This is a genomic window from Aliirhizobium cellulosilyticum (assembly GCF_014198105.1).
Taxonomy (GTDB): Bacteria; Pseudomonadota; Alphaproteobacteria; order Rhizobiales; family Rhizobiaceae; genus Neorhizobium; species Neorhizobium cellulosilyticum.
On record NZ_JACIGW010000005.1, the window covers coordinates 246,892 to 269,048 of the forward strand.

The window sequence follows — 22,157 nt, forward strand, 5'->3', positions numbered from 1 at the left end:
AGCTGAGGCGCGCCAAAAGCGCGATTTGGCAGCCATCAATTTTATTCAAGCGAGACACAAGCCCAGATGAACTACCGGCATATCTATCACGCGGGCAATTTTGCCGATGTTCTCAAGCACGCCGTTCTGGCGCGGCTGGTTCGTTACCAGCAGAAAAAGGACAAGGCATTTCGCGTGCTCGATACCCATGCCGGCATCGGGCTTTACGATCTGTCGTCGGAAGAAGCACAGAAGACCGGTGAATGGGTGGACGGGATCGGTCGGCTGATGGAGGCAGAGCTTCCTGCAGATGTGGCCGAAATCCTCGAACCCTATTTCACCGCGATCCGGGAATTGAACCCCGCGGGCGGCATCAAGCTTTATCCGGGCTCGCCAAAGCTTGCCCGCATGCTGTTTCGCCCGCAGGATCGGCTTTCGGCGATGGAACTGCATCCGGAAGACTATAACCGTCTGCACAATCTGTTCGAGGGTGACTTCCAGGTTCGCGTGACGGAGCTCGATGGCTGGCTGGCGCTCGGTGCGCATCTACCGCCGAAGGAAAAGCGCGGCATCGTTCTGGTCGATCCGCCTTTCGAGGAGAACGGCGAATACGAGCGGCTGGTGAAGGGGCTTGCTAATGCCTACCGCCGCTTTTCCGGCGGCACCTATTGCCTCTGGTATCCGATCAAGAAGGGCGCGCCGATCAAATCCTTCCATGAGGAGCTTCAGGCGCTGGAAATCCCTAAAATGCTCTGCGCCGAACTTTCGGTGAAAAGCGATCGCGAAACGACCGGGCTTTCCGGCACCGGTCTCATCATCGTCAACCCGCCCTTCACGCTGAAGGACGAGTTGCATGCGCTACTGCCGGTACTCAAAACCGTACTTGGTCAGGATCGTTTTGCCTCGCAACGCGCCTTCTGGCTGCGTGGCGAAGAGGGCGGACGCGGCGAGGAATAATCGCCCAGAAGCTCTCTAAGCCTTTTCCTGATGCTTGGCCCGCTGGATATCCAGCGGCTCATCGCGGCGAAACTGCGAGCGCTCGAAAACGAAGATCACCACCAGCGCCATGACGAAGGGGATGATCAGGTAGAAGAGCCTGAAGACAAGCAGTGCCGCGATGACATCGGCCGGATTCATGTCCGGCAGGCCCATGACGAAAACCAGTTCCAGGACACCGAGACCACCCGGTGCATGGGAAAGAAGGGCCGCGGAAAAGGACACGAGAAAAATTCCCAGTACGACCATGTATCCGGGATTTCCGACCTCCGGCAGGGCAAAATAGATGATCCCGGCAGCCCCGATCAGCTCGATCGGCGCGATCAGAAGCTGCGGCAACACGACCCGTGGTGCGGGATAGACGATATTGACCGTCCCCAGTTTCGACAGCCGGAGTGTCAACGGCTTCAGCTTCATGAAGCTGGCAACGACGTATAGACCGATCAACACCAGCAGCAGATAGCCCAGCGCAGCCGAAGCTTCGACCGGGATCAGGTCACCGAAACGCGCAATCACTTCCGGCTCGATGACAAGAATGATGCCGATCAGCATCAGCGTTCCGAGAATGAAGGTGAAGGAACACATGGCGATAAGGACGCCGATTTCCGCCGGTGTCATGCCCCTCGTCGAATAGGCGCGGTAGCGGACAACGGCACCGGAAACGACGGAGGCGCCAATATTATGCGACAATGCGTAGGTGGTGAACGAACAGACGGTGATGAAAAACCAGTCGATTTTGCGCCCGAGATGCAAGAGGGCTATCCGGTCGTATCCCGCCAAAGCCCAGTAGGCGACAAGGCTTGAAGCCGCGGCCAGGCACCAGTGTGTCTTGGGAATTGCCGCAAGGCTTACCCACAGATCATCGAGCGAAAGCCCCCTCAATTCCTTGTAGAGAAGCCACGCCGAAAGCGCTATCGTAAGGCCGCCAACGGCAGGCCACAGGTATTTCTTGAATGTCATTCAGCTGTTTCGCTCTTTGCTCCCCACCTCGATCACTGCACGCAGCCATCAGCGAATTTGCACTCTATTCGCTTGGACACTGAACATTCAACAATTACAACGCTCTCGTGTTCCAATGGTGAGGATTCGTGATCATGATGAAGAAATCGTCGGCTCTCCGCGAGGTCCTTTTTGCCGCAGCGATCATGCTCGCAACCGCGGTCTCGGCATTGTCCCCGGTCAATGCGCAGGAACGTCGCCAGGATCGGCAGCCGGACCGCGCCGGGAATTTCGATTTCTACGTGCTCTCGCTCTCATGGTCTCCGACCTTCTGCGCCACTGCCAAGGGCGGTCGCAACGACCAGCAATGCGGCATCGACAAACGGTTCCGCTTCGTCGTGCATGGCCTGTGGCCACAATATGAAAAGGGTTATCCGGACTTTTGCCGAACCTCCGAGCCTGAACGGGTACCGCGTACGGTTGGCGAAAAGATGTTCGACATCATGCCATCGATGGGACTTGTCGGCCATCAGTGGCGAAAGCACGGCAGCTGCTCAGGGCTGAATCAGGAGACTTATTTCGACAAGGTCCGCCAGGCTTATGAGCGTGTCGCGATTCCTGCCGACCTGACCCGCGGCGACCGGCCTCTTAGCCTATCCGCGGATGAAATCGAACAAAAGTTCCTCAGCGCCAATCCCGGCATGAGCCACCGCGGCATCGCCGCGAGCTGCGAGGGACGCCAGTTGGAAGAAATCCGCATCTGCCTCACCAAGGATCTCGCATTCCGCGACTGCGCCGAAGTCGACCGCCGAGGCTGCACGATCAGCCAGGTCACCCTTCCGCCAGCCCGCTGACAAATTTCAAAGAGGAAAGCCTGATGAAAATTCTATATTCTCCAGCATCCCCCTACTCGGCCAAGTGCCGCATGGCGGCGCGCCACCTCGGTATCGAGCTGACAGAGGTGAAGACCGATACCAATACTGCACCGGCGGAACTGACGGACAACAATCCGCTGGGCAAAATCCCGGTACTGATCCGCGACGGTGAAGCGCCGATCTATGATAGCGTCGCGATCATGCATTTTCTCGACCGCAAGTCGGGCGGCAAACTTTATCCAAAAAAGGATGAGAAGCGCACCGAAGCGGAAGTGCTTGAGGCGCTGTGCGACGGTGTGATGGACTGCCTTCTCTCGATTGTCTACGAGCGCCGTTTCCGCGGCGAGGAAAATGCCTATCAGCCGTGGATCGACAAGCAGTGGGCAAAGGTGGTCAAGTCGCTCGACCATCTGGAAAAGAACCTGCCGAAGACCGGCAAGAAACTGCATGGCGGCCATTTCGCGCTCGCCGCAATGATCGGTTATCTCGACCTGCGCTTTAACGGCCAATGGGCCGAAGGCCGCCCGGAACTCGCTTCCTGGCCGGATATCTTTGCCAAGAAGTTTTATCATTATGCGGAGATGAAGGCTGCTGCATAGGCCTGGCCCGGACATTGCTTTTCAATGCATCGGAAACGATCAAGGGGGCCGCTCAGGCCCCTTGAAATTTTGACTTCCGGCCCGGCCTGCAGCAACCGAATGTGCTTGCCATCCGAAGCAATCGGATCGACAACATGTCATCTAGAAAAAGGAGAAAAAGATGGCCAAGGGTCAGGTGCGAAGCAACAAGGAAGTCCGGAAACCCAAAAAGGAGAAGGGCGCCGAGAAGGTCGCGAAAACGCTCGGTTCTCAGGTGAAGAACTCCGAAAGCTCCATCACCAAAAAATAACACAAGCCACCGGACGGTGGCCAGCGACATTGGCGACGACGGGACTTGGCGGGATGACGTTGAAGCGTCTCCGGCAGAAGATGAATTTTCTTGCTGAAGGGATGCTATCTCTCCCTGCAGGCACGAGCCGACAAGCCGATCGTTCAACTCTCGATATACTTAGACTTTCCTCCTATATGCCCAAGCACCTGAAATGCTTGCCCTCACCCCTCCCTCCGCTACTATGAGACGAACGGCGGGAGGCCGTGATGGAGGAAATCAGATGACATTCACTGCATTGACGCGGCGTGCCGCGCTTGTTCTTGCCGGAACAGCACTTTCAGCGCTCTCGTTCGGCCATCAGGCGAATGCCCAGACCTTTCCCGACCGGACGATCACGCTGGTCGTGCCCTTCGCTGCCGGCGGCTCCACGGATGTGGTCGGCCGCGTGGTGGCGCAGAAGATGGGCGATATCCTCGGCCAGCAGGTGGTGGTCGAAAACGTTGCCGGCGCAGGCGGCAATCTCGGTGCCGACCGCGTGGCCCGCGCAGACCCGGATGGCTACACGATCCTCATGGGCACCGTCGCAACACACGCCCTCAACCCCTTGATCCTGAAACAGAAACCGTACGATCCGGAAAAGGATTTCTCACCGGTTTCACTGCTCGTCATCGTGCCGAATGTGCTGGTCGTCAATCCGAAACTCGAAGTCAATTCCGTCGCGGAACTGATCGAGCTCCTGAAGAAGGACCCGGACAAATATTCCTACGCATCGTCGGGCAACGGCACGCCGCTGCATCTCTCCGGCGAGCTGTTCAACAGCATGGCTGGCGTGAAAATGCAGCACGTTCCCTACAAGGGTGCCGGTCCTGCTCTCAACGACCTTCTCGGCAACCAGATTTCGATCATGTTCGACAACCTCCCCTCGTCCTCCAGCCATATCAAGGGCGGGACGCTGAAAGCGCTCGGCATCACGACGAAGGAACGCGCGCCCTCTTTCCCTGACGTGCCGACCGTGGCCGAGACCGTGCCAGGTTATGAAACCTACACTTGGAACGCCCTGTTCGCGCCCGCCGGTACGCCTCCGGAAGTGGTCGCCAAGCTCAACGAAGCCGCCAATACTGCGTTGAAAGACCCAGCAGTCGCCGGTCGGATGAAGGACTTTTCCGCCACGATCGTCGGCTCCACGCCGGAAGAACTCGGCAAGCATGTGACAGCCGAGCTTGCCAAATGGAGCCCGGTGGTCAAGGCCGCCAACATCCAGATGGACTGAAGATTTTCGCATACAAAAAAGCCCGCGGCATTCACGCCGCGGGCTTCCCCAGCCTGTTTAGGCTATAGGTCTGATTAGAACTTCACGCCGATACCGACCTTGACGCTGTGATCGTCATAGCCCTTCGAGAAGGAGCCGCTATCGAGATTGTAGTCCTTGGAACCGTAGTCGGTGTAACGGTATTCGAGACGGGCCGTGATGTTGCTGGTGACGAAGGCTTCAGCACCTGCACCGACCGTGTAACCAACGGCAGTCTTGCTTTCCGACGATGTTGCGTCAGACAGCTTGTTGTCCTGGATGGCGACACCGGCCGTACCGTAGATCAGGAAGGGGTTCATGTCGTAACCGACGCGACCGCGCAGCGAGCCGTTCCAGCCAGCCTTGCCTTCGAGATCCGGATAAGTGCCGTCCTTTTCGCCGTTGTAGGCGACATCGCCTTCAACACCGTAGACGATCTGGCCGCTCTGCCAGTTGTAACCGGTATAGAGACCGCCACCAAGCTTGCCATCACGATCGCCAGCGCCGAAACGGCCCCAGTCGTAGGCACCGGTTGCACCGAGGTAGTAACCCTGCCAGTTACCGACAGCCGGAGCCGGCTCGTCAACGGCGACCGGCGCCTGCGGGACCTGATCTACAGCGTCAGCAGCATTGGCCGCGGAAATTGCGATGAAGCTGGCAGCCGAGGCCATCAGAGTTGCGATGAGAATACGCATACATTTTTCTCCTTTTAATGCTGCCGGGAAGGCGTCACATCAACATTGTTGGCGACAGCTTTGTTCCCTGCTCGCTGAGGAGAAATTTGGAGTGCAATTGAGGAAATGAGAGAGCCGAATTGTGAATTGTTTGCGGCAGACAGAAGGCTAAATCTTGATGTTGCATCACCGCAACATGTATTTCATTAACCCTAATACAATACTAATTCGTTGATTAACTGCTTTACATTTCTTTCTTATTTCTTAACAAGCGAAAATATCCAAGTCAATACACACGATATTTGATGACAATCATCAAGCTGCACCCAAGATGTGCCTGTTGTTCGAGTTTAGACCAAACAGATCACATCTCGGCTCCTCCCGTTTATGCTTCGAAATACCTGTCTATGCATACCGCTCCCGACCTCACACCGGCACGACCGTCCGAATGCCGCCGCATTTCGTCAACGGCCGCGATTGAGGCGCAACAACCGCGCCTGCTTCCAAACAGCTTCACCGGACACTATCTGTGAGAGCAGAAATCGACTTCGATTCGAGATATGGCGAGCCCGGCGCCTACGCGCGACGTGGCGGAGATATGTAATGAACGACAAGAAGCTGCCGGATGGCGGCGTTCTCTATGACGAGATCGATGATGACGAGGATGACGCAGCGGCGCCTGATACGCCTGCCGACACGATTGCCGCGACAATCGACTGGAACGAGGCGCTTAAGAACGAAAGCGGCCTCAAGGGTGCCGATCTGATTGCCGAATTCGTCAAGCACCTGCCGAATACGCCGGGCGTCTACCGCATGTTCAATGAGGCCGGCGATGTGATGTATGTCGGCAAGGCACGCAGCCTGAAGAAACGCGTCGGCAATTATGCGCAAGGGAGGCTGCATTCCAACCGCCTCACCCGCATGGTGCGCGAGACGACGCATATGGAATTCGTCACGACGCGGACGGAAACCGAGGCGCTGCTTCTCGAAGCCAACCTGATCAAGCGGCTGCGCCCGCGCTTCAACGTGCTTTTGCGCGACGACAAGTCGTTTCCCTATATTCTGATCAGCGGCGATCACCGCGCTCCTGCTCTATTGAAGCATCGCGGCGCGCGGGCACGCAAAGGCCAGTATTTTGGGCCGTTCGCCTCCGCCTCCGCCGTAGGCCGCACGATCAATTCACTGCAGCGCGCCTTCCTGCTGCGCACGTGCACCGACAGCGTGTTCGAGACGCGCACGCGACCCTGTCTTCTCTATCAAATCAAACGCTGTTCCGGCCCCTGCACGCATGAAATCAGTGATGCGGGGTATGCTGATCTGGTCAAGGAAGCATCGGACTTTCTGTCGGGCCGCAGCCAGAATGTGAAGAACACGATCGCTGCCCAGATGCAGGAAGCTTCGGAAGATCTCGATTTCGAGCGTGCTGCAGTCTATCGCGACCGACTGGCGGCGCTTTCGCATGTCCAGAGCCATCAGGGCATCAACCCAGCCGGCGTTGAGGAGGCGGATATCTTCGCCATCCATCACGAGGGCGGACTGACCTGCATCCAGGTCTTCTTCTTCCGCACCGGGCAGAACTGGGGTAACCGCGCCTATTTCCCCAAGGCCGATCCGCAGATGACGGCGGCCGAAGTGCTGAACGCTTTCCTTGCGCAGTTCTACGACGACAAGCCGGTCCCGAAACAGATCCTGCTTTCCGAAACGGTCGAGGAGCAGGATTTGCTGGCGCTCGCCTTTTCCGAAAAGGCAGGACACAAAGTGGCGATCCTGGTGCCACAGCGGGGCGAAAAGCGCGATCTCGTCGATCACGTTCTCGCCAATGCCCGCGAAGCGCATGGCCGCAAGCAGGCCGAGACATCCTCGCAGGCGCGACTGCTCAAGGGATTGGCGGAGACATTCGCGCTACCCTATCAGCCCCGCCGTATCGAGATTTACGACAACTCGCATATCATGGGCACCAATGCCGTGGGTGGCATGGTCGTGGCGGGGCCGGAAGGTTTCGTGAAAGGCCAGTATCGCAAGTTCAACATCAAATCGACCGACATCACCCCTGGCGACGATTTTGGCATGATGAAGGAAGTGATGACGCGGCGCTTCTCCCGCCTCATCAAGGAAGAGGGGATTCCGGACCGCAGCATTTCGGCTGGCACGAATGCCGAGGCCGCAATGGAAACGACCGGCGACGATATCAATGACGCCGCCTTCCCGGCATGGCCCGACGTGATCCTGATCGACGGCGGCCAGGGGCAGATGACGGCTGTCCGCGCCATTCTCGATGAACTCGGCATTCGCGATGTCGTGACCGCCATCGGCGTCGCCAAGGGCGTCGACCGCGATGCCGGCCGCGAGCGATTCTTTGCCGATGGCAAAAGCGACTTCTCGCTGCCGCCGCGCGATCCGGTTCTCTATTTCATCCAGCGCATGCGCGACGAGGCGCATCGGTTTGCGATCGGCTCGCACCGGGCACGACGCAAGAAGGAGATGATCAAGAACCCGCTGGACGAGATTTCCGGCATCGGACCGGGCCGAAAACGCAAGCTCCTGCAGCATTTCGGCACGGCCAAGGCCGTATCACGCGCGGGCCTCAACGATCTCATGGCCGTCGAAGGGATTTCAGAGGCTGTGGCCAAGCAGGTCTATAACCATTTTCACGAAACGAGGGCCAATTGATCCCGCTTCCGAGCCTCGATCTGGCCTTTCGCAACTCTCGGCGGATCGCCTGTCACAATCGTCTGTAAAAAAGCCGCGAAACCGGTTGACGCTTGGCCTTGGACGCATCAACTAGGGAACAACACGCAAGCATAGGTACGATATGGCTTCCCGCGCATACAATATCCCCAATCTTCTCACCTATGCGCGCATCGTTGCCGTGCCGGTGATCGTTCTCTGTTTTTTCGTCGAGGGGAAGCTGGAAAGCTCTGACACTGCCCGCTGGACGGCGCTGTGGCTGTTTGTCATCGCCTCGCTGACCGACTATCTCGACGGCTATCTCGCCCGCATCTGGAACCAGACGTCGAATATCGGCCGCATGCTCGATCCGATCGCCGACAAGCTGCTGGTCGCCTCGGTCCTGCTGCTGATGGCAGCGGATGGAACGATTGCCGGCTGGTCGCTCTGGGCGGCGATCACAATCCTTTGCCGTGAAATCCTCGTCTCGGGCCTGCGTGAATATCTCGCCGCGCTGAAAGTCTCCGTGCCGGTCACACGGGTCGCCAAATGGAAGACGACGATCCAGATGGTATCGATCGCCTTCCTGCTCGCCGGTCCCGCCGGCGACAAGGTCGTACCTTATATAACCGAAATGGGTATCGCGCTTCTCTGGGTTGCTGCGATCCTGACCTTCTACACCGGCTACGACTACTTCAAGGCCGGCGTAAAGCATCTGGTGGATGCGGATTGAGGACTTTGGAATGAAGGTCAATCTCATCTATTTCGCCTGGGTTCGCGAACGTATCGGCAAGACCGAGGAGGAAATCGAGCTTCCTGAAAGCGTCGTGACCGTTGGCGATTTGCTGAATCACCTGAAGGGCTTTGGTGAGGTATACGAGGCTGCACTTGAATTTCCCGATGTGATCCGCGTGGCGATCAATCAGGAACATGTCGAGCATGACGAGGCGATCGCCGGTGCCCGCGAGATCGGCATATTTCCACCGATGACCGGCGGGTGAAACGGTGAATGTCCCCTCTCCCACCATCCGCGTGCAGGCGCATGATTTCGATCTTCAGGCGGAAGTCGATGCCCTGAGCGGTGGCCGCACGGATATCGGCGCGATCGTCTCATTCGTCGGGCTCTGCCGCAGCGAACAGGGCAAGCTTTCGGCGCTGGAACTCGAGCACTATCCCGGTATGGCGGAAATGGAGATGAAGCGGATCGCCGATCTTGCGATCGAGCGTTTTTCGCTGATGGGGGCAACCGCCATTCATCGTCACGGCCGGATCGAGCCGGGCCAGAATATCGTGCTGGTCATCGCTGCCGCGCCGCACCGGCAGGCCGCCTTTGACGGCGCCAATTTCATCATGGATTACCTCAAGACCTCGGCGCCCTTCTGGAAGAAGGAACATGCGACCGACGGCACCGCCGGAGCGTGGATCGAGGCCAAGGGCATCGATGACCAAGCGAAGAACAAGTGGGACTGAATTCCACCTCCGTCAGATCGTTATCCGCTCCCGGCGGCTGAGAACAAGAAGCACAACCAGCCCCGAAATTACCGCCAGATCGCGCCAGAAAATCGGGCCGTATCCGCCCCATAGCGTTTCGGCTATCCCGACCAATGCCGCCCCGGCCGCAGATTTGATCGGGCTTGAATGTCCACCAGCAGCGGCTATCAGCACGACTTTCAGACCGAAAAGCAGGCCGGCACCGAAATCCATCGTCCCGTAATAGGATGTCGCGAGTATGCCGCAAACTGAGGCATAGAGGGCCGCCAGCGCGTAAGCCGAGACGAAGATCCGTGCGGAATTGACGCCGGACAGCTCTGCCGCAAAGGCATCGTCGGAGACCGCCCGCCAGCAACGGCCGAAACGGCCATGCCAGAGCGCGATATGGCCAGCGAAAACCATCACCAACATCAGCGCCGTGTTGATCACTTGCAGCATTGTCAGCCCAACGGAAAAGTCAGAACCCTGCCAGAAGACGATCCGGCCATTCAGGAAAGGCGGCAGCCAGAGTTCGCGCGTATCGGAAGCAAGCCGCGCGCCTTCCATCAGCACCATCACCAGACCGAGCGAGGCGACGATCATGGCATTCGGCGATACGGCTGAAAGCGGCCGCATGACGAACTGCCCGATCGCAGCACCTGCCCCTACCCCGCCGATCAATCCGGCCGCCGCACCAAGCGCCAGCGAAGCGGGCAGAATAAGCCACAGCCGATCCCAGCCTATATGGGCGAAGAGAAGATAGATGTGGCCGGAAAAGGCGAAGATCGCACCATAGGTGATGTCGGCGCGGCGGGTGACGGCAAAGGCGAGCGCATAGCCGAAAGCCAGCGCTGCATAGAGCGATGAGGTCGGCAAAGCATTGGCGATCTGCTGCAGGAAATAGGCCATCCGGCGCTCCAATACGTGAGATCGAATATAACTGGTAAAAGCCATTTTGAAAGTTATAATCGCTCATGACCTTTTCATGGACACCACATCGTTTTGCCGGGGGTGCGCTGGCGCTGGACGTCGCCAACAGCGTCATCCTGCGTTTCAACCCTGCCCGCAGCGTGGATCGATTTGCCGAGCCGGCGCAACTGAATGCATTTGCGAAAGCTGCAGGCGAATTCTCCGCGGAGCGCGCGCTGTTCGGCACGCCTGCTGTCCTACCGAAGCAGAACGAGGCATCGTTCATTGCCATGCGTGAGGCAATCGACGGTTATTTTCGGGCCTGCGTAAGCGAGGCAGAAACATCGCTGCTTCTCGCCTCCCTGCTGGAGGCGGTAGCCGCGGTACTGCGGCTGGGAGCCAGGGGATCGCTTGAGACCGAGACGGCCTATTCGGCTCTGAGGCTGTTGTCCGACACCGAAAAAAAGAGGATCAGGATCTGCGGCAATTGCGGCTGGCTGTTCATCGACCGCAGCAAGAACCGCAGCCGCATCTGGTGCGACATGACTGTGTGCGGCAACCGGGTCAAGGCTGCGCGTCACTACAATGCCAGGAAGGATCGGCTGCCATGAAGGGCACGGCGCTCGCGGCCGCTCTCGCAATCCTTGCTCTCGCCTCCTGCCAGCGGGAAACCGAGGGCAAGCTGGTCGAGCTTTCCGGGCGTCTATTCGTGTTCAACTATCGCGTCGCCACGGCCAATTATCTCGTCACGCTGAAAAAGCTTCGCCCATTGCCGGATGGCAGCGTCGTTACGGCAGAGTTCGAAAATCCGAAGGGCGGCGATGCCCTTAAGGCTCGGGAAAGAATCTTTCCGATCGAGGAGAAGATCGTCATCCAGAGCCCGCATCTGCAATGCGTGCGCAAGGACCGCTCCTATGCGGTCACCATTCGCATCCTGTCGGCATCAGGCGACGTGCTGCAGGAGATCGAAACGAGCATTACCTCGGATGTCGACCAGAGCGTGCTGCCCGCCAAGCCGCTCGTCGTCGGGCCCGGCTATACGCCCAATCCCGATGTCTTTCACGCGGATGGAAGCGAAGACATGTCGAGTGACGGCAGCTGCCCTAGATAACAAAAAAGCCGGAGCGTCAGCCCCGGCTTTTTTCAATCATCAATCGTGTGGCGATTAGCCGACGATTTCGGTTTCTGCGAACCAGTAGGCGATTTCCTGAGCGGCGGTTTCCGGAGCATCCGAACCGTGAACCGAGTTTTCGCCGATCGACAGGGCGAACTGCTTGCGGATCGTGCCTTCAGCAGCCTGAGCCGGGTTGGTCGCGCCCATGATTTCGCGGTTCTTCAGGATGGCGCCTTCGCCTTCCAGAACCTGAACGATGGTCGGGCCAGAGGTCATGCCTTCAACCAGTTCGCCGAAGAACGGACGTTCCTTGTGAACTGCGTAAAAACCTTCGGCTTCGCGCTTCGACATCCAGACGCGCTTGGACGCGATGATGCGCAGGCCGTTGTCTTCGAATACCTTGGTGATAGCGCCGGTCAGGTTGCGCTTGGTGGCGTCCGGCTTGATCATCGAGAAGGTGCGTTCAATCGCCATCTTGTCTATCCTTTGTTTCCAGGGGCACTTTGCCAGGGGAAAGTTGGCGGTGTTTACCCGCCTCAAGCGCCGGAAACAAGGGGGTCCCGGCCATTGTCTTGGCTATTGTCACCCCGCGAAGCCGAATTTCACGCCGCCGTCACACTGCGCCCGACGCCCTCGTAAAGGTCGAGGCAGCGCTCGAACCACGCTGCAACCGGGTCATCGGCCGCCAGCACATTCCCGCCGGTGGTGATCCGCATCCACTGCAGGGCACCGAACAGGATGTAATCGGCAAACAGCGGACCATCGCCGCCGATGAAATCCTGATAACCGAGCATCTGGCGCATCGGCTCCAGTTTTGCTGCAAAGCCTGCAACCGCAGCCTCACGCCCGGCGCGCAGATCTTCCAGCGACCGGCCAAGCATCTTCTCGCGTGTCGTCCGGAAATAGGTCCGGTCGGTCTCGTCCAGCATGTCGTGGATATCGGCAACCGCGATGCCGGTGATCGCGGGATGGATGATGCTCTGCGAAAAACGCTCGACGAACCGCGACAGCGCCTTGCCACCTTCACCACCGAACAAGGTCGGCCGGTTCGGATAATGCTCCTCCAGATAAAGCGCGATATCGAAACTGTCGCGGATCAGTTCGTTGCCGTCCCGCAGGATCGGAACCGTCTTGGAAAATCCGTTTTCCAGTTCCGGGATCTGGGTGAAGGGCGTCGGCTTCTCGATGAAATCAAGCCCCTTGTGCTTCAGCGCCAGAACCACCTTCCAGCAATGCGGGGAGAAAGGGCGGCTCTCGTCGGCACCGCAAAGAGAATAGAGGATACGGGTGGTCATCAAGGGGCTCCTAGTCATCCGTTAGAATTTTGATGATGAGCAGGAATTTGGCTGCAATCCAATCAGAAGATTTCATGCGTTGCATAAGACCCGCGTGATGCGCTTTGCTGTAGATGGAAATTCTCGAAACGGGCCACGCGGGAGAACCATATGCAGCGCCATTTCCAGATGCTTGCCGATTACAACCACTGGGCCAACAACCGTGTCTATGATGGCTGCGCAGCCCTGAGCAAGGAGGATTACCGTGCCGACCGCGGCGCATTTTTCGGCTCTGCGCATCGCACGCTCAACCATCTTCTTGTCGCCGACCGGATCTGGCTGAGGCGCATCACAGGTAGCGGCACGGCGCCGATGGAGCTGAATGTCATCCTGTTCGAGGATTTTGCCGAGCTTCGCGCAGCGCGGAAAGCAGAAGACGATCGCTTTGTCGCACTGACAAAATCGCTTTCACCGCAAGATTTCGAGCGCGCTGTGACCTATACGCCGGTCAGCAATCCTGTTCCGGTCACCGATCCGCTCGCCGGCATGCTGGCACATGTGTTCAACCACCAGACCCACCATCGCGGGCAGATCCACACGATCCTGACCTCGCTCGGCCAGCCCTCCATCGTGCTCGACATGATTGCGTTTCTGAGGACGGATGGAAAACACTGGATGTCGTGAACTGGGCCTTAACCCTCTTTCGCACGAATCCGAGCCTCAATTGCAATCCATGGCCGTATTTCAGCGGATGTTAACGCGCTGTCGCAATCAATCGTCTTCACGCACGAACGATCAGGAGACGACGGATGCCGACCCAGGCCCGAAAAGCAGCTCAGGACAGGACATTGCAGGCGGTAAGCCAACATATGGCCCGCATCGAGGTGAACGGCCTGCCGCGCAATTACGAGCTCTTTTACGAGGCTCATTGCGGCACCGATGTCGGGCTGTCGCGCGAAGTCATGGCCCTGCCGGTATCACCTAACCAGACGGCGCTGGACGAGATCGGCATCCGCTACCAACTGCCGGGCTTTGTTGCCAGCGGCCTGCCGAAATCCCGCAATCCGGATATCCTGCTGATCGCCAGCCTGCGCGAGAAGATGGCGAGCGGCGCCGAGCAGAAGCGTGGCTTCAGCCGAGCACTGGAAGCCGTTGCAAAAAGTCTGCGCGAGGATAACGGCGCCGGCCCCGGCGATATCCTTGCCGAAATCGAATATCTCAGCGTCTCGCTTTCCGATGCCGTGGTCGCAGAAACGGAACTCGAAGCCGCCCTGCGTTCCGGCGCCAATCTTCTCACCGTTGCCGAACAGGACGCCTCCAGCGCCCGCGCCGTGATGCTGCGCGACCGGATGACCGGACTGCCGAACCATGCCGCCTTCACCGAAAAGCTCGAAGCGCTTTATGCGGACGACAACGAGAGCCGCGATACGGCACTCTTCCTCGTCGCCGTCAGCGACATTTCCGACATTGCCGATACCTATGGCGAGGCAGCAGCCACCCGAATCGTCAAGAAAACCGCCGCTATCTTCCGCAAGACGATCAAGAAGGACGATTTCCTCGCGCGCATCGGCAAGGCAGAATTCGCCTTCCTGTTCCGCCATGTCGGCCGCGATGCGATCAAGCCGATAGCAAACCGCCTGACCGCTTCGATCAACGACAATCTCGTCTTCGCGACCTCCGAGGGCACGCCGGCGATCCGGCTTTCCATGGGAGCCTCCATGGCAACTGAGGCGTTTTCACCGCAGCAACTGCGTCAGCAGGCCGTGCTTGCGGCCGAAGCCTCACGGGCCTATCCGCGCACCAATGTGATCATTCACGGGGACACCGGCCGATCGGGCGTCTAATCTGCGATCTGATCCGGGCGATCCCTTGCGTTGACAGCGTGTTTCGGCCAAAACCGCCGCCATGATCACGATTACTGACCTTTCCGCCCGCATTGCAGGCCGTCTGCTTCTCGACAACGCCAGCGTCTCGCTCCCGGCGGGCGCCAAGGTCGGCCTGATCGGCCGCAACGGTGCGGGAAAGTCGACGCTTTTCCGCGTCATCACCGGCGATCTCATTGTCGAGAGCGGATCCGTGACGATCCCGAAGAATGCCCGGATCGGACAGGTTGCACAAGAAGCGCCTGGCACGGAAGAGTCGCTCATCTCCATCGTCATGGCCGCCGACAAGGAGCGCACGGCGCTGATGGCGGAAGCCGAAACGGCAACCGACCCGCACCGGATCGCCGAAATCCAGATGCGGCTCGTCGATATCGACGCTCACTCGGCGGAAGCGCGTGCAGCGAGCATTCTTGCCGGCCTCGGTTTTAATGCAGAAGCCCAGCTTCGTCCCGCCTCGTCATTTTCCGGCGGCTGGCGAATGCGTGTGGCGCTGGCGGCCGTGCTTTTTGCCGAGCCTGATCTGCTTCTGCTCGACGAACCAACGAACTATCTCGATCTCGAAGGCACGATGTGGCTGGAAGACTATGTGCGCCGTTACCCGCACACGGTCATCGTCATTTCGCACGACCGCGATATGCTGAACAACGCGGTCAATTCGATCGTGCATCTCAACCAGCAGAAGCTGACCTTCTATCGCGGCAATTACGACCAGTTCGAGCGCCAGAAGGCCGAAGCCGACGAATTGCAGATGAAGGCGAAGGCAAAAAACGACGCCGCGCGCAAGCATCTGCAGAGTTTCATCGATCGCTTCAAGGCCAAGGCAACCAAGGCCAAGCAGGCCCAGAGCCGGGTGAAGGCGCTGGAGCGCATGGGTACGGTGGCGGCCGTGATCGAGGACCATGTCCAACCGATCAGTTTTCCGAAGCCGGAAAAGATCCCCGCCTCGCCAATCGTTGCAATCAACAAGGGATCGGTCGGTTATGAACCCGGCAAGTCGATCCTGAAGAATATCAGCCTGCGCATCGACAATGACGACCGCATCGCGCTGCTCGGCTCCAACGGCAATGGCAAATCGACCTTCGCCAAGCTGATTTCTGGCCGCCTGCAGACAGATGGCGGCGAGATGAAACTGCCGCCGTCACTCTCTATCGGTTTCTTCGCTCAGCACCAGCTGGATGACCTGATTCCCAACGAAACGCCGGTCGATCACGTGCGCCGGCTGATGCCGCAGGCGGCGGAAGCGCAGGTACGTGCCCGCGTCGCGCAGATGGGGCTTGCAACCGAAAAGATGAATACCGCCGCCAAGGATCTGTCCGGTGGCGAAAAGGCACGCCTGCTGATGGGGCTTGCCGCTTTCCATGCGCCGAACCTTCTGATCCTCGATGAACCTACCAACCATCTCGACATCGACAGCCGCCGGGCGCTGATCGAGGCGCTGAACGATTATGACGGCGCCGTCATCCTGATTTCCCATGATCGCCACCTGATCGAGGCGACCGTCGACCGGCTGTGGCTGGTCAATGACGGCACGGTCAAGCCGTTCGAGGGCGACCTCGAAGAGTATCGTGAGCTGATCATCGCTTCAGGCCGCAAGAAGGACGACAAATCGCAGGCTGCAGCAGACGAACAGGTCAACAAGGCCGACCAGCGCAAGGCAAATGCCGAAAAGCGAGCCTCGCTTGCGCCGCTGAAGAAAAAGATCAACGAAATCGAATCCTTGACCGCCAAGCTTGAGAAGCTGATTCAGGCGCTTGATAAAGAACTTGCGGACCCTGCCCTTTATGAAAAGGCGCCGGCTAAGGCAGCTCAAAAGGCCAAGGAGCGAGGCGAGGCCGCCGCAAAGCTTTCGACCGCCGAAGAGGAATGGCTGATGCTGTCCTCGGAATATGAAGAGGCGATGGCGGGGTGACTTTCATTGCAACGTCTTTCTCGGGCCTGTCCCGAGAATCTACTCACGTTGCAGCCAGCCGGAATGACAGCAGATCCTTGGGACAAGCCCAAGGATGACGGACAGCACAAATGCCGTCAGGCCGGTTGCCACCGCCCTTCGTGATGCATAGGTAGAGGCTTCCCGAGCACACGAGGAGGCCATGATGAACCTGTTTCTCGAAACAGACGACGACCAGAACACGATCGCTTTCGTTACCGAGCAGAACAGCAAGTCGGACCGCCAGTTCAGGACACCGGAATTCGACAAGGATCGCGACGCGCTGAAGGCGATGATCGAGCGCGAGGACCGGCTGATCGTGCCGGTGCGGCGCGGCAAATGGCTGTTCGATTTCCATCGCTCGAAGGACAATCCGCTTGGGCTCTGGCGCCGGTTGCCGGCAGACGTTGAGCCACGGCACGATGCTGCCTGGGAAACAGTCTTCGATTTCGACGCCTTCTGTCTGAAAGAGGGCAAGCGCTGGATCTATTCAGGCGCGATCACCTCTCCTTATGAACCGACGCGGGTCTTGCTGATCCTCTCCGACGGTGGTTCGGATCAGTTGCGGCTTCTGGAATTCGACACCGAAACAAGGACGATCGTCGAAGGCGGCTTCGACACGCCGACGGCGCGCGCCCATGCGGCATGGCTGAGCCCGGACGAGATCGCCTATTTCGGCTCTGTCGACGAGTTTTCCGCCACCCACTCCGGCTGGCCGCGGGTCGGTCGCATTCTCAAGCGCGGCGTCGATCCCAAGGATGCACCGATCCTGTTCGAGGCAGGCAAGGACGATGTTTATGGCGCAGCCAGCGTCATCGATCCGCTGTTCTGGGGCGGCAAGCCGGATGAGGCGAAGATCGAGTTCTTCACCGTCGGCCACGAGATCGGCAAGGCGAGCGTGCATATCCGCAACGCGAGCGGAGATATCGTGCGCCTCGACCTGCCCGTCGAAAGCGACAGCGACCTCAATCACACCCATGCGATCTGGCGGGCGAAGACCAACGAGCGGTATCCGACCGGCACGCTCATCCTGCAGGATTTTCATCCTTTCGGGGCAGAGCCGCTGACAAACCCACGCGTTCTATTTTCGCCGAAAGACGGCCAGTCGGTTTCCCAGTTCACGCTGCTGAAGACCTGGGCCGTCTTCATCGTCGTTGATCGTATGGTGCCGAAATTCTATCTGGTCGACCTGACCAAGCCCGATCCCAAACCCGAAGAACTGCCTCTGCCGGAAGAGCTGCAGACGGTCGGCTTCCGGATGTTCGATGCCAACCTGACGCTCGGCGAGGAAATCCTCACCGTCATCGGCCAGGGCTTTCTTCTACCCGCCAGCAGCTTCCGTCTCGACCTGACGGATCACAATGCCAAACGCGAGCTCGTCCCGACCGGAACCTCGCCCGCCTATTTCGATGCGGAGGGTATGACCTCGGAACTTCTCGAGGCAATCTCGGAAGACGGCACCCGAGTGCCCTATCACATCACCCTACCCCGCAACTGGACCAAAGGCGAACTGCCGGTACTGATGTATGGCTATGGCGGTTTCGGCGTATCGCTTTCGCCCGTCTATTCCGGCGCCTACGGCATGCTGCTAGAACAGGGCGGCGCCTTCGTGCAGGCCTATATCCGCGGCGGAGGCGAGCTTGGCCCTGACTGGCATACGGTCGCCAAGGGCAAGGGTCGCCACAAGGCGTTCGAGGATTTTGTCGCGGTCGCCCGCGATCTGGTCAAGCGCGGTTACACCAAGCCATCCCGCATCGCCTGCAACGGCGGCAGCAATGGTGGGCTTCTGACTGCTGTCATGGCAACGCGCTACCCGAATGATTTTGGCGCGATGTGGACCTCGGTGCCGGTGATCGACATGTCGCGTTTCCACATATTCCCGGCCGGACGCGCCTGGATGGACGAATACGGCAATCCGGACGTGGCCGACGATCTCAATGCGATGCTCACCTATTCGCCGCTGCATCAGGTGAAGCCGAAGAGCGAGATCACCTATCCACCGATCTATATCGAAAGCTCGACCAATGACGATCGGGTGCATCCTTCTCATGCGCGGCGTTTCGCCAAGCGACTGATCGATGCGGGTCACGAGCCCTTCTTCCGGGAATACGGATCGGGCGGTCACGGCGGCGCCGGCGACACGACCGAAATGGCCGAACGCCGCGCGATGGGCTACAGCTTCCTGCGCCAGACGATCATGAGAGACTGACCTGATAAAGAGAACCGGAGGCGCACGCTTCCGGTTTCCACTTTTGCAGCATTCGGATACTACCGCTGAAGAGCTAAGCGCGGACGGGCAAACATTCAGCAATAACGACCCATTAACCATGTTCGACGAAAGATCACGCGAACCGATTCACGCGTCATTTTTCATCGAGAACCTTTTATGCCGGTCCGTGCTGCCTGTGCCGCTGCTGTTGTCATCAGCCTTCTTTCCTCCTGCGCAGGCAAGCCGCCTTCTGAAGGCGGGTCTCTCAGCTCAGCCTTTGCCGCCGGTGAAGCCGCCGGGTCGCTGAAACCCAAGGACGATGCAAAGTCGCCGGTTGCGCTAACGCCCGCTGCCTGGGGTCGGCTTAACAAGATGGGCGGACTTGCCGGACGTGAACTGACGGTCAGCTCGATCTCAGAGATCAAGCTGCGCGACAAGGAAGTCGTACTTACCTTCGACGACGGACCAATGCCGAAAAAGACCGAGCGCATCCTTGCCACGCTTGATCAGTTCGGAGTGAAGGCGTCGTTCATGATGGTCGGCCAGATGGCCAAAGCGCATCCGGACCTTGCCCGGGAAGTCGTGGCCGAGGGTCATACGATCGGCAGCCATACCTATCGCCACCCGGATCTCGCCCATTTGTCATTCGACGAAGCCGTTGCCGAGGTAGAGAGGGGCCGTAAGGCCGTGGAGGCAGCAACCGGTGTCGAGGCCGATTTCTTTCGTTTCCCCTACCTCGCCGATTCGAAGAAGCTGAGGCAATGGATGGGCAGCCACAAGATGGTTGTCATGGATGTCCAAGTCGATTCGAAGGACTATTTCAAGGACACGCCGGCCGCAGTCGCGACACGGACGATGGAGGCGTTGCGCTCGCATCGCAAGGGCATCATCCTGATGCATGACATTCATCCGCGCACCGCCGCGATGCTGCCGGCGCTGCTGACCCAACTCAAGGCCGAGGGCTACAAGGTGGTGCAGTTGAAATACGGCAAGCCCTCTTCGGACATGCTCGTCGCCTCGATCACCAAGCCGCTGTTTGCCACCAACTGAGTGAGGGATTAGGAAGAAGGCCGCTCAGGCCTTCTTCACCCAACGGCCTTCGGGCGATTGCTGCCAGTAGGTCAGCGCATGCCCCTCCCCCTTCAGCCGCTTCCATTCGGCGCGCGCGCCTTCGAGCTGGCTCTGGTCGTAACCGTCGAACATGAAGACGACGCGCTCGTAAGGGTCGAGCGGCGGTGGGGCGGCACCGTCCACCATGAAGCGGACGGTCGCCTGGTTGGCGTTTTCACTCGCTGTAGTCAGAAGCACCGGCTGGGCTTCAGCCATAGGCGCGGCATCGGTGCCATGCGGCAGAAAACTCTCATCGCGAAAGGTCCACAGATGCGCGTCGAGCATGTCTCGGCGCGCCTCGTCATTCGTCTGCACAACCACCTTCCAGCCGCGCTCGACGCTTTTTTCGAGGAGCGCCGGCAGCGCATCCTCGAGCTTCGATTCGGTCAGGTGGTAGAAGAGAACTTCGGTCATCAGCCCTCGTAATTCGCCCGGATGAGTTCGTCCAGCAGGCGCACGCCATAACCAGACGCCCAGGACGTGTTGATTTCGGTCTGCGGCGAATTCATCGCTGTGGCGGCGATGTCGAGATGCGCCCAGGGCGTGTCGCCGACGAAACGCTTGAGGAACTGCGCTGCCGTGATCGAACCGGCGGGACGACCGCCGCTGTTCTTCATGTCGGCAAAACGGCTATCGATGATCTTGTCGTATTCCTTGGCAAGCGGCATGCGCCACAGCTTTTCGGAGGTCGTCTCTCCTGCTGCCGTCAACTGGCCTGCAAGCGTCTCATCGTTGGAGAACAGGCCAGCATGGACATTGCCGAGAGCCACGACGATCGCGCCGGTGAGGGTCGCAAGATTGACCATGAAACGCGGCTTGAAACGTTCCTTGGTGTAGAAAAGCGCGTCAGCCAGAACGAGACGGCCTTCGGCATCGGTATTGATGATCTCGATCGTCTGGCCGGACATGGAGGTGACGATGTCACCCGGACGCTGAGCGTTGCCGTCCGGCATGTTTTCCACAAGGCCGAGAATGCCGACGGCGTTGACCTTTGCCTTGCGGGCGGCAAGCGTATGCATCAGACCGATGACGGCAGCGGCGCCGCCCATATCGCCCTTCATGTCTTCCATGCCGGCGCCCGGCTTGATGGAGATGCCGCCCGTATCGAAGACGACCCCCTTGCCAACAAAGGCAACCGGCTTGTCCTTTGCCTTGCCGCCGTTCCAGTGCATGACCACCAGACGCGGCGGGCGGACAGAACCCTGTGCCACGCCCAGGAGCGCGCCCATGCCGAGCTTCTTCATCTCGACTTCGGTCAAAACCTCGACCTCCACACCCAGCGCCTTCAGTTCCTTGGCCTTGTCGGCGAATTCAACAGGGCCAAGTACGTTCGGCGGCAGGTTGACAAGATCACGGGCAAGCACAACGCCGCTGGCGATTGCTTCAGTTGCGGCAAATGCCTTCTTTGCAGCGGCATGCCCAGCCATTACGATCTTCACGTCGACCGTTGCCGGCTTATCGTCGTCCTTCTTAGCCGTCTTGTAGCTATCGAACGCGTAGGAACGCAGCAGCATGCCGAGAGCGAAATCGGCGGCCTGGGCTGCACTCACGTCGAGGCCCGGTACATCGAGAAATACGACGGCCTTTTTGGCGTTCTTGAGATTTGCGGCAGCGACACCACCGGCCCGCAGCCAGTCATAAACAGTCAGCGTATCCGGCTTTCCAAGCCCGATAACCGTCAGGCGATCCGCGTCTGAGCCATGCGGTGCGATCACATCGAGTACAGTCATCGCCTTTGCGGAAAATTTGGCGATCCCGGCTGCCCGCGCTCCGACACCCTGCGGATCGACCTCGGATAGACCAGAAGCGGGCAGATCGCCGGAAAGCTTGAGCTGAATGGCCAGAGAAGCAGCCACGGAAGAAGATTTGGCAAAGGAGATATTCAGTTGAACGGACATCGGCACTCCACGTCTTTTTATACGCACATGGCCCGATCTTCACCCTTTCGGCCACGAAGGCAACCCCGGCAAGGC

The 22,157-nt window shown here is 59.0% G+C and carries 23 protein-coding genes; 16 read left to right on the plus strand and 7 right to left on the minus strand.

The annotated features are described in order from the left end of the window. Positions 1 to 66: 66 nt before the first annotated feature. Positions 67 to 936 carry a 23S rRNA (adenine(2030)-N(6))-methyltransferase RlmJ gene (locus GGE33_RS20440; protein ID WP_183827249.1) on the plus strand — a complete coding sequence of 290 codons (870 nt, stop codon included), beginning with the start codon at positions 67 to 69 and terminating at the stop codon, positions 934 to 936. Between the two features lie 15 nt (positions 937 to 951). On the opposite strand, the gene GGE33_RS20445 is transcribed toward GGE33_RS20440, so the two are convergent. Beyond that, positions 952 to 1,935 (minus strand): lysylphosphatidylglycerol synthase domain-containing protein, encoded by a 984-nt coding sequence (locus GGE33_RS20445; RefSeq protein WP_148145370.1) that lies wholly within the window; start codon positions 1,933 to 1,935, stop codon positions 952 to 954. Positions 1,936 to 2,069: 134 nt separating this feature from the next. On the opposite strand from GGE33_RS20445, the gene GGE33_RS20450 reads away from it, so the two are divergent. The 4 genes from GGE33_RS20450 to GGE33_RS20460 all read left to right on the plus strand — a co-directional run bounded on the left by GGE33_RS20450 (position 2,070) and on the right by GGE33_RS20460 (position 4,929). Then, a complete protein-coding gene (locus GGE33_RS20450) occupies positions 2,070 to 2,768 on the plus strand; it encodes a ribonuclease T2 family protein (protein WP_394353677.1) in 699 nt (232 codons plus the stop codon). A gap of 23 nt (positions 2,769 to 2,791) precedes the next feature. Further along, the gene (locus GGE33_RS20455; RefSeq protein ID WP_148145371.1) at positions 2,792 to 3,388 is read left to right on the plus strand and encodes a glutathione S-transferase family protein; all 597 of its coding nucleotides are present in this window, start codon (positions 2,792 to 2,794) and stop codon (positions 3,386 to 3,388) included. A 160-nt stretch (positions 3,389 to 3,548) separates the two neighbouring features. Continuing rightward, positions 3,549 to 3,677 carry a hypothetical protein gene (locus GGE33_RS27735; RefSeq protein ID WP_281388851.1) on the plus strand — a complete coding sequence of 43 codons (129 nt, stop codon included), beginning with the start codon at positions 3,549 to 3,551 and terminating at the stop codon, positions 3,675 to 3,677. A gap of 262 nt (positions 3,678 to 3,939) precedes the next feature. Beyond that, entirely contained in the window at positions 3,940 to 4,929 is a 990-nt protein-coding gene (locus GGE33_RS20460; RefSeq protein WP_183827251.1) for a Bug family tripartite tricarboxylate transporter substrate binding protein, read from the plus strand. Between the two features lie 74 nt (positions 4,930 to 5,003). Here the strand turns inward: GGE33_RS20460 and GGE33_RS20465 are convergent, their stop codons facing one another. Continuing rightward, positions 5,004 to 5,642, minus strand: a complete 639-nt coding sequence (locus GGE33_RS20465) for an outer membrane protein (RefSeq protein ID WP_183827255.1) — start codon at positions 5,640 to 5,642, stop codon at positions 5,004 to 5,006. A gap of 582 nt (positions 5,643 to 6,224) precedes the next feature. Here GGE33_RS20465 and uvrC point away from each other — a divergent pair. The 4 genes from uvrC (at position 6,225) to GGE33_RS20485 (ending at position 9,758) form a co-directional block, all read left to right on the plus strand. After that, positions 6,225 to 8,291: an excinuclease ABC subunit UvrC gene (gene uvrC / locus GGE33_RS20470; protein ID WP_183827259.1), complete on the plus strand. Its 2,067-nt coding sequence runs from the start codon at positions 6,225 to 6,227 to the stop codon at positions 8,289 to 8,291. A 142-nt stretch (positions 8,292 to 8,433) separates the two neighbouring features. Next, on the plus strand, positions 8,434 to 9,021 hold the full coding sequence (pgsA, locus tag GGE33_RS20475) for a CDP-diacylglycerol--glycerol-3-phosphate 3-phosphatidyltransferase (protein ID WP_148145375.1): 588 nt from the start codon (positions 8,434 to 8,436) through the stop codon (positions 9,019 to 9,021). A 10-nt stretch (positions 9,022 to 9,031) separates the two neighbouring features. Next, positions 9,032 to 9,289 (plus strand): molybdopterin converting factor subunit 1, encoded by a 258-nt coding sequence (gene moaD / locus GGE33_RS20480; RefSeq protein WP_183827262.1) that lies wholly within the window; start codon positions 9,032 to 9,034, stop codon positions 9,287 to 9,289. Positions 9,290 to 9,293: 4 nt separating this feature from the next. After that, positions 9,294 to 9,758, plus strand: a complete 465-nt coding sequence (locus GGE33_RS20485; RefSeq protein ID WP_148145377.1) for a molybdenum cofactor biosynthesis protein MoaE — start codon at positions 9,294 to 9,296, stop codon at positions 9,756 to 9,758. 12 nt (positions 9,759 to 9,770) lie between these two features. On the opposite strand, the gene GGE33_RS20490 is transcribed toward GGE33_RS20485, so the two are convergent. Then, complete coding sequence (locus tag GGE33_RS20490) at positions 9,771 to 10,667, minus strand: branched-chain amino acid ABC transporter permease (protein ID WP_183827265.1); 897 nt, start codon at positions 10,665 to 10,667, stop codon at positions 9,771 to 9,773. Between the two features lie 65 nt (positions 10,668 to 10,732). Here GGE33_RS20490 and GGE33_RS20495 point away from each other — a divergent pair, with 65 nt between their 5' ends. Together GGE33_RS20495 and GGE33_RS20500 are read left to right on the plus strand one after the other, a co-directional pair. After that, entirely contained in the window at positions 10,733 to 11,278 is a 546-nt protein-coding gene (locus GGE33_RS20495; protein WP_183827268.1) for a CGNR zinc finger domain-containing protein, read from the plus strand. Then, on the plus strand, positions 11,275 to 11,778 hold the full coding sequence (locus GGE33_RS20500; RefSeq protein ID WP_183827271.1) for a hypothetical protein: 504 nt from the start codon (positions 11,275 to 11,277) through the stop codon (positions 11,776 to 11,778). The genes GGE33_RS20495 and GGE33_RS20500 overlap by 4 nt, the downstream gene beginning before the upstream one ends. 54 nt (positions 11,779 to 11,832) lie before the next feature. Here the strand turns inward: GGE33_RS20500 and ndk are convergent, their stop codons facing one another. Both ndk and GGE33_RS20510 read right to left on the minus strand, forming a co-directional pair. Then, positions 11,833 to 12,255 (minus strand): nucleoside-diphosphate kinase, encoded by a 423-nt coding sequence (ndk, locus tag GGE33_RS20505; protein ID WP_148145381.1) that lies wholly within the window; start codon positions 12,253 to 12,255, stop codon positions 11,833 to 11,835. Between the two features lie 128 nt (positions 12,256 to 12,383). Then, a complete protein-coding gene (locus GGE33_RS20510; protein WP_183827274.1) occupies positions 12,384 to 13,076 on the minus strand; it encodes a glutathione S-transferase family protein in 693 nt (230 codons plus the stop codon). A gap of 150 nt (positions 13,077 to 13,226) precedes the next feature. Between GGE33_RS20510 and GGE33_RS20515 the strand changes: the two genes are divergently transcribed. From GGE33_RS20515 to GGE33_RS20535, 5 genes are all read left to right on the plus strand, one after another. After that, complete coding sequence (locus GGE33_RS20515; RefSeq protein ID WP_183827277.1) at positions 13,227 to 13,739, plus strand: DinB family protein; 513 nt, start codon at positions 13,227 to 13,229, stop codon at positions 13,737 to 13,739. Positions 13,740 to 13,864: 125 nt separating this feature from the next. After that, the gene (locus GGE33_RS20520) at positions 13,865 to 14,899 is read left to right on the plus strand and encodes a GGDEF domain-containing protein (protein WP_183827281.1); all 1,035 of its coding nucleotides are present in this window, start codon (positions 13,865 to 13,867) and stop codon (positions 14,897 to 14,899) included. A gap of 61 nt (positions 14,900 to 14,960) precedes the next feature. After that, positions 14,961 to 16,847 carry an ABC-F family ATP-binding cassette domain-containing protein gene (locus tag GGE33_RS20525; protein ID WP_183827284.1) on the plus strand — a complete coding sequence of 629 codons (1,887 nt, stop codon included), beginning with the start codon at positions 14,961 to 14,963 and terminating at the stop codon, positions 16,845 to 16,847. Positions 16,848 to 17,031: 184 nt separating this feature from the next. Continuing rightward, positions 17,032 to 19,074: a prolyl oligopeptidase family serine peptidase gene (locus GGE33_RS20530; protein WP_183827286.1), complete on the plus strand. Its 2,043-nt coding sequence runs from the start codon at positions 17,032 to 17,034 to the stop codon at positions 19,072 to 19,074. Positions 19,075 to 19,251: 177 nt separating this feature from the next. Next, entirely contained in the window at positions 19,252 to 20,124 is an 873-nt protein-coding gene (locus GGE33_RS20535) for a polysaccharide deacetylase family protein (RefSeq protein WP_183827290.1), read from the plus strand. 24 nt (positions 20,125 to 20,148) lie between these two features. On the opposite strand, the gene GGE33_RS20540 is transcribed toward GGE33_RS20535, so the two are convergent. Together GGE33_RS20540 and GGE33_RS20545 are read right to left on the minus strand one after the other, a co-directional pair. Further along, entirely contained in the window at positions 20,149 to 20,598 is a 450-nt protein-coding gene (locus GGE33_RS20540) for a DNA polymerase III subunit chi (protein ID WP_183827293.1), read from the minus strand. After that, a complete protein-coding gene (locus tag GGE33_RS20545) occupies positions 20,598 to 22,082 on the minus strand; it encodes a leucyl aminopeptidase (protein WP_183827296.1) in 1,485 nt (494 codons plus the stop codon). The genes GGE33_RS20540 and GGE33_RS20545 overlap by 1 nt, the downstream gene beginning before the upstream one ends. Between the last annotated feature and the right edge of the window lie 75 nt (positions 22,083 to 22,157).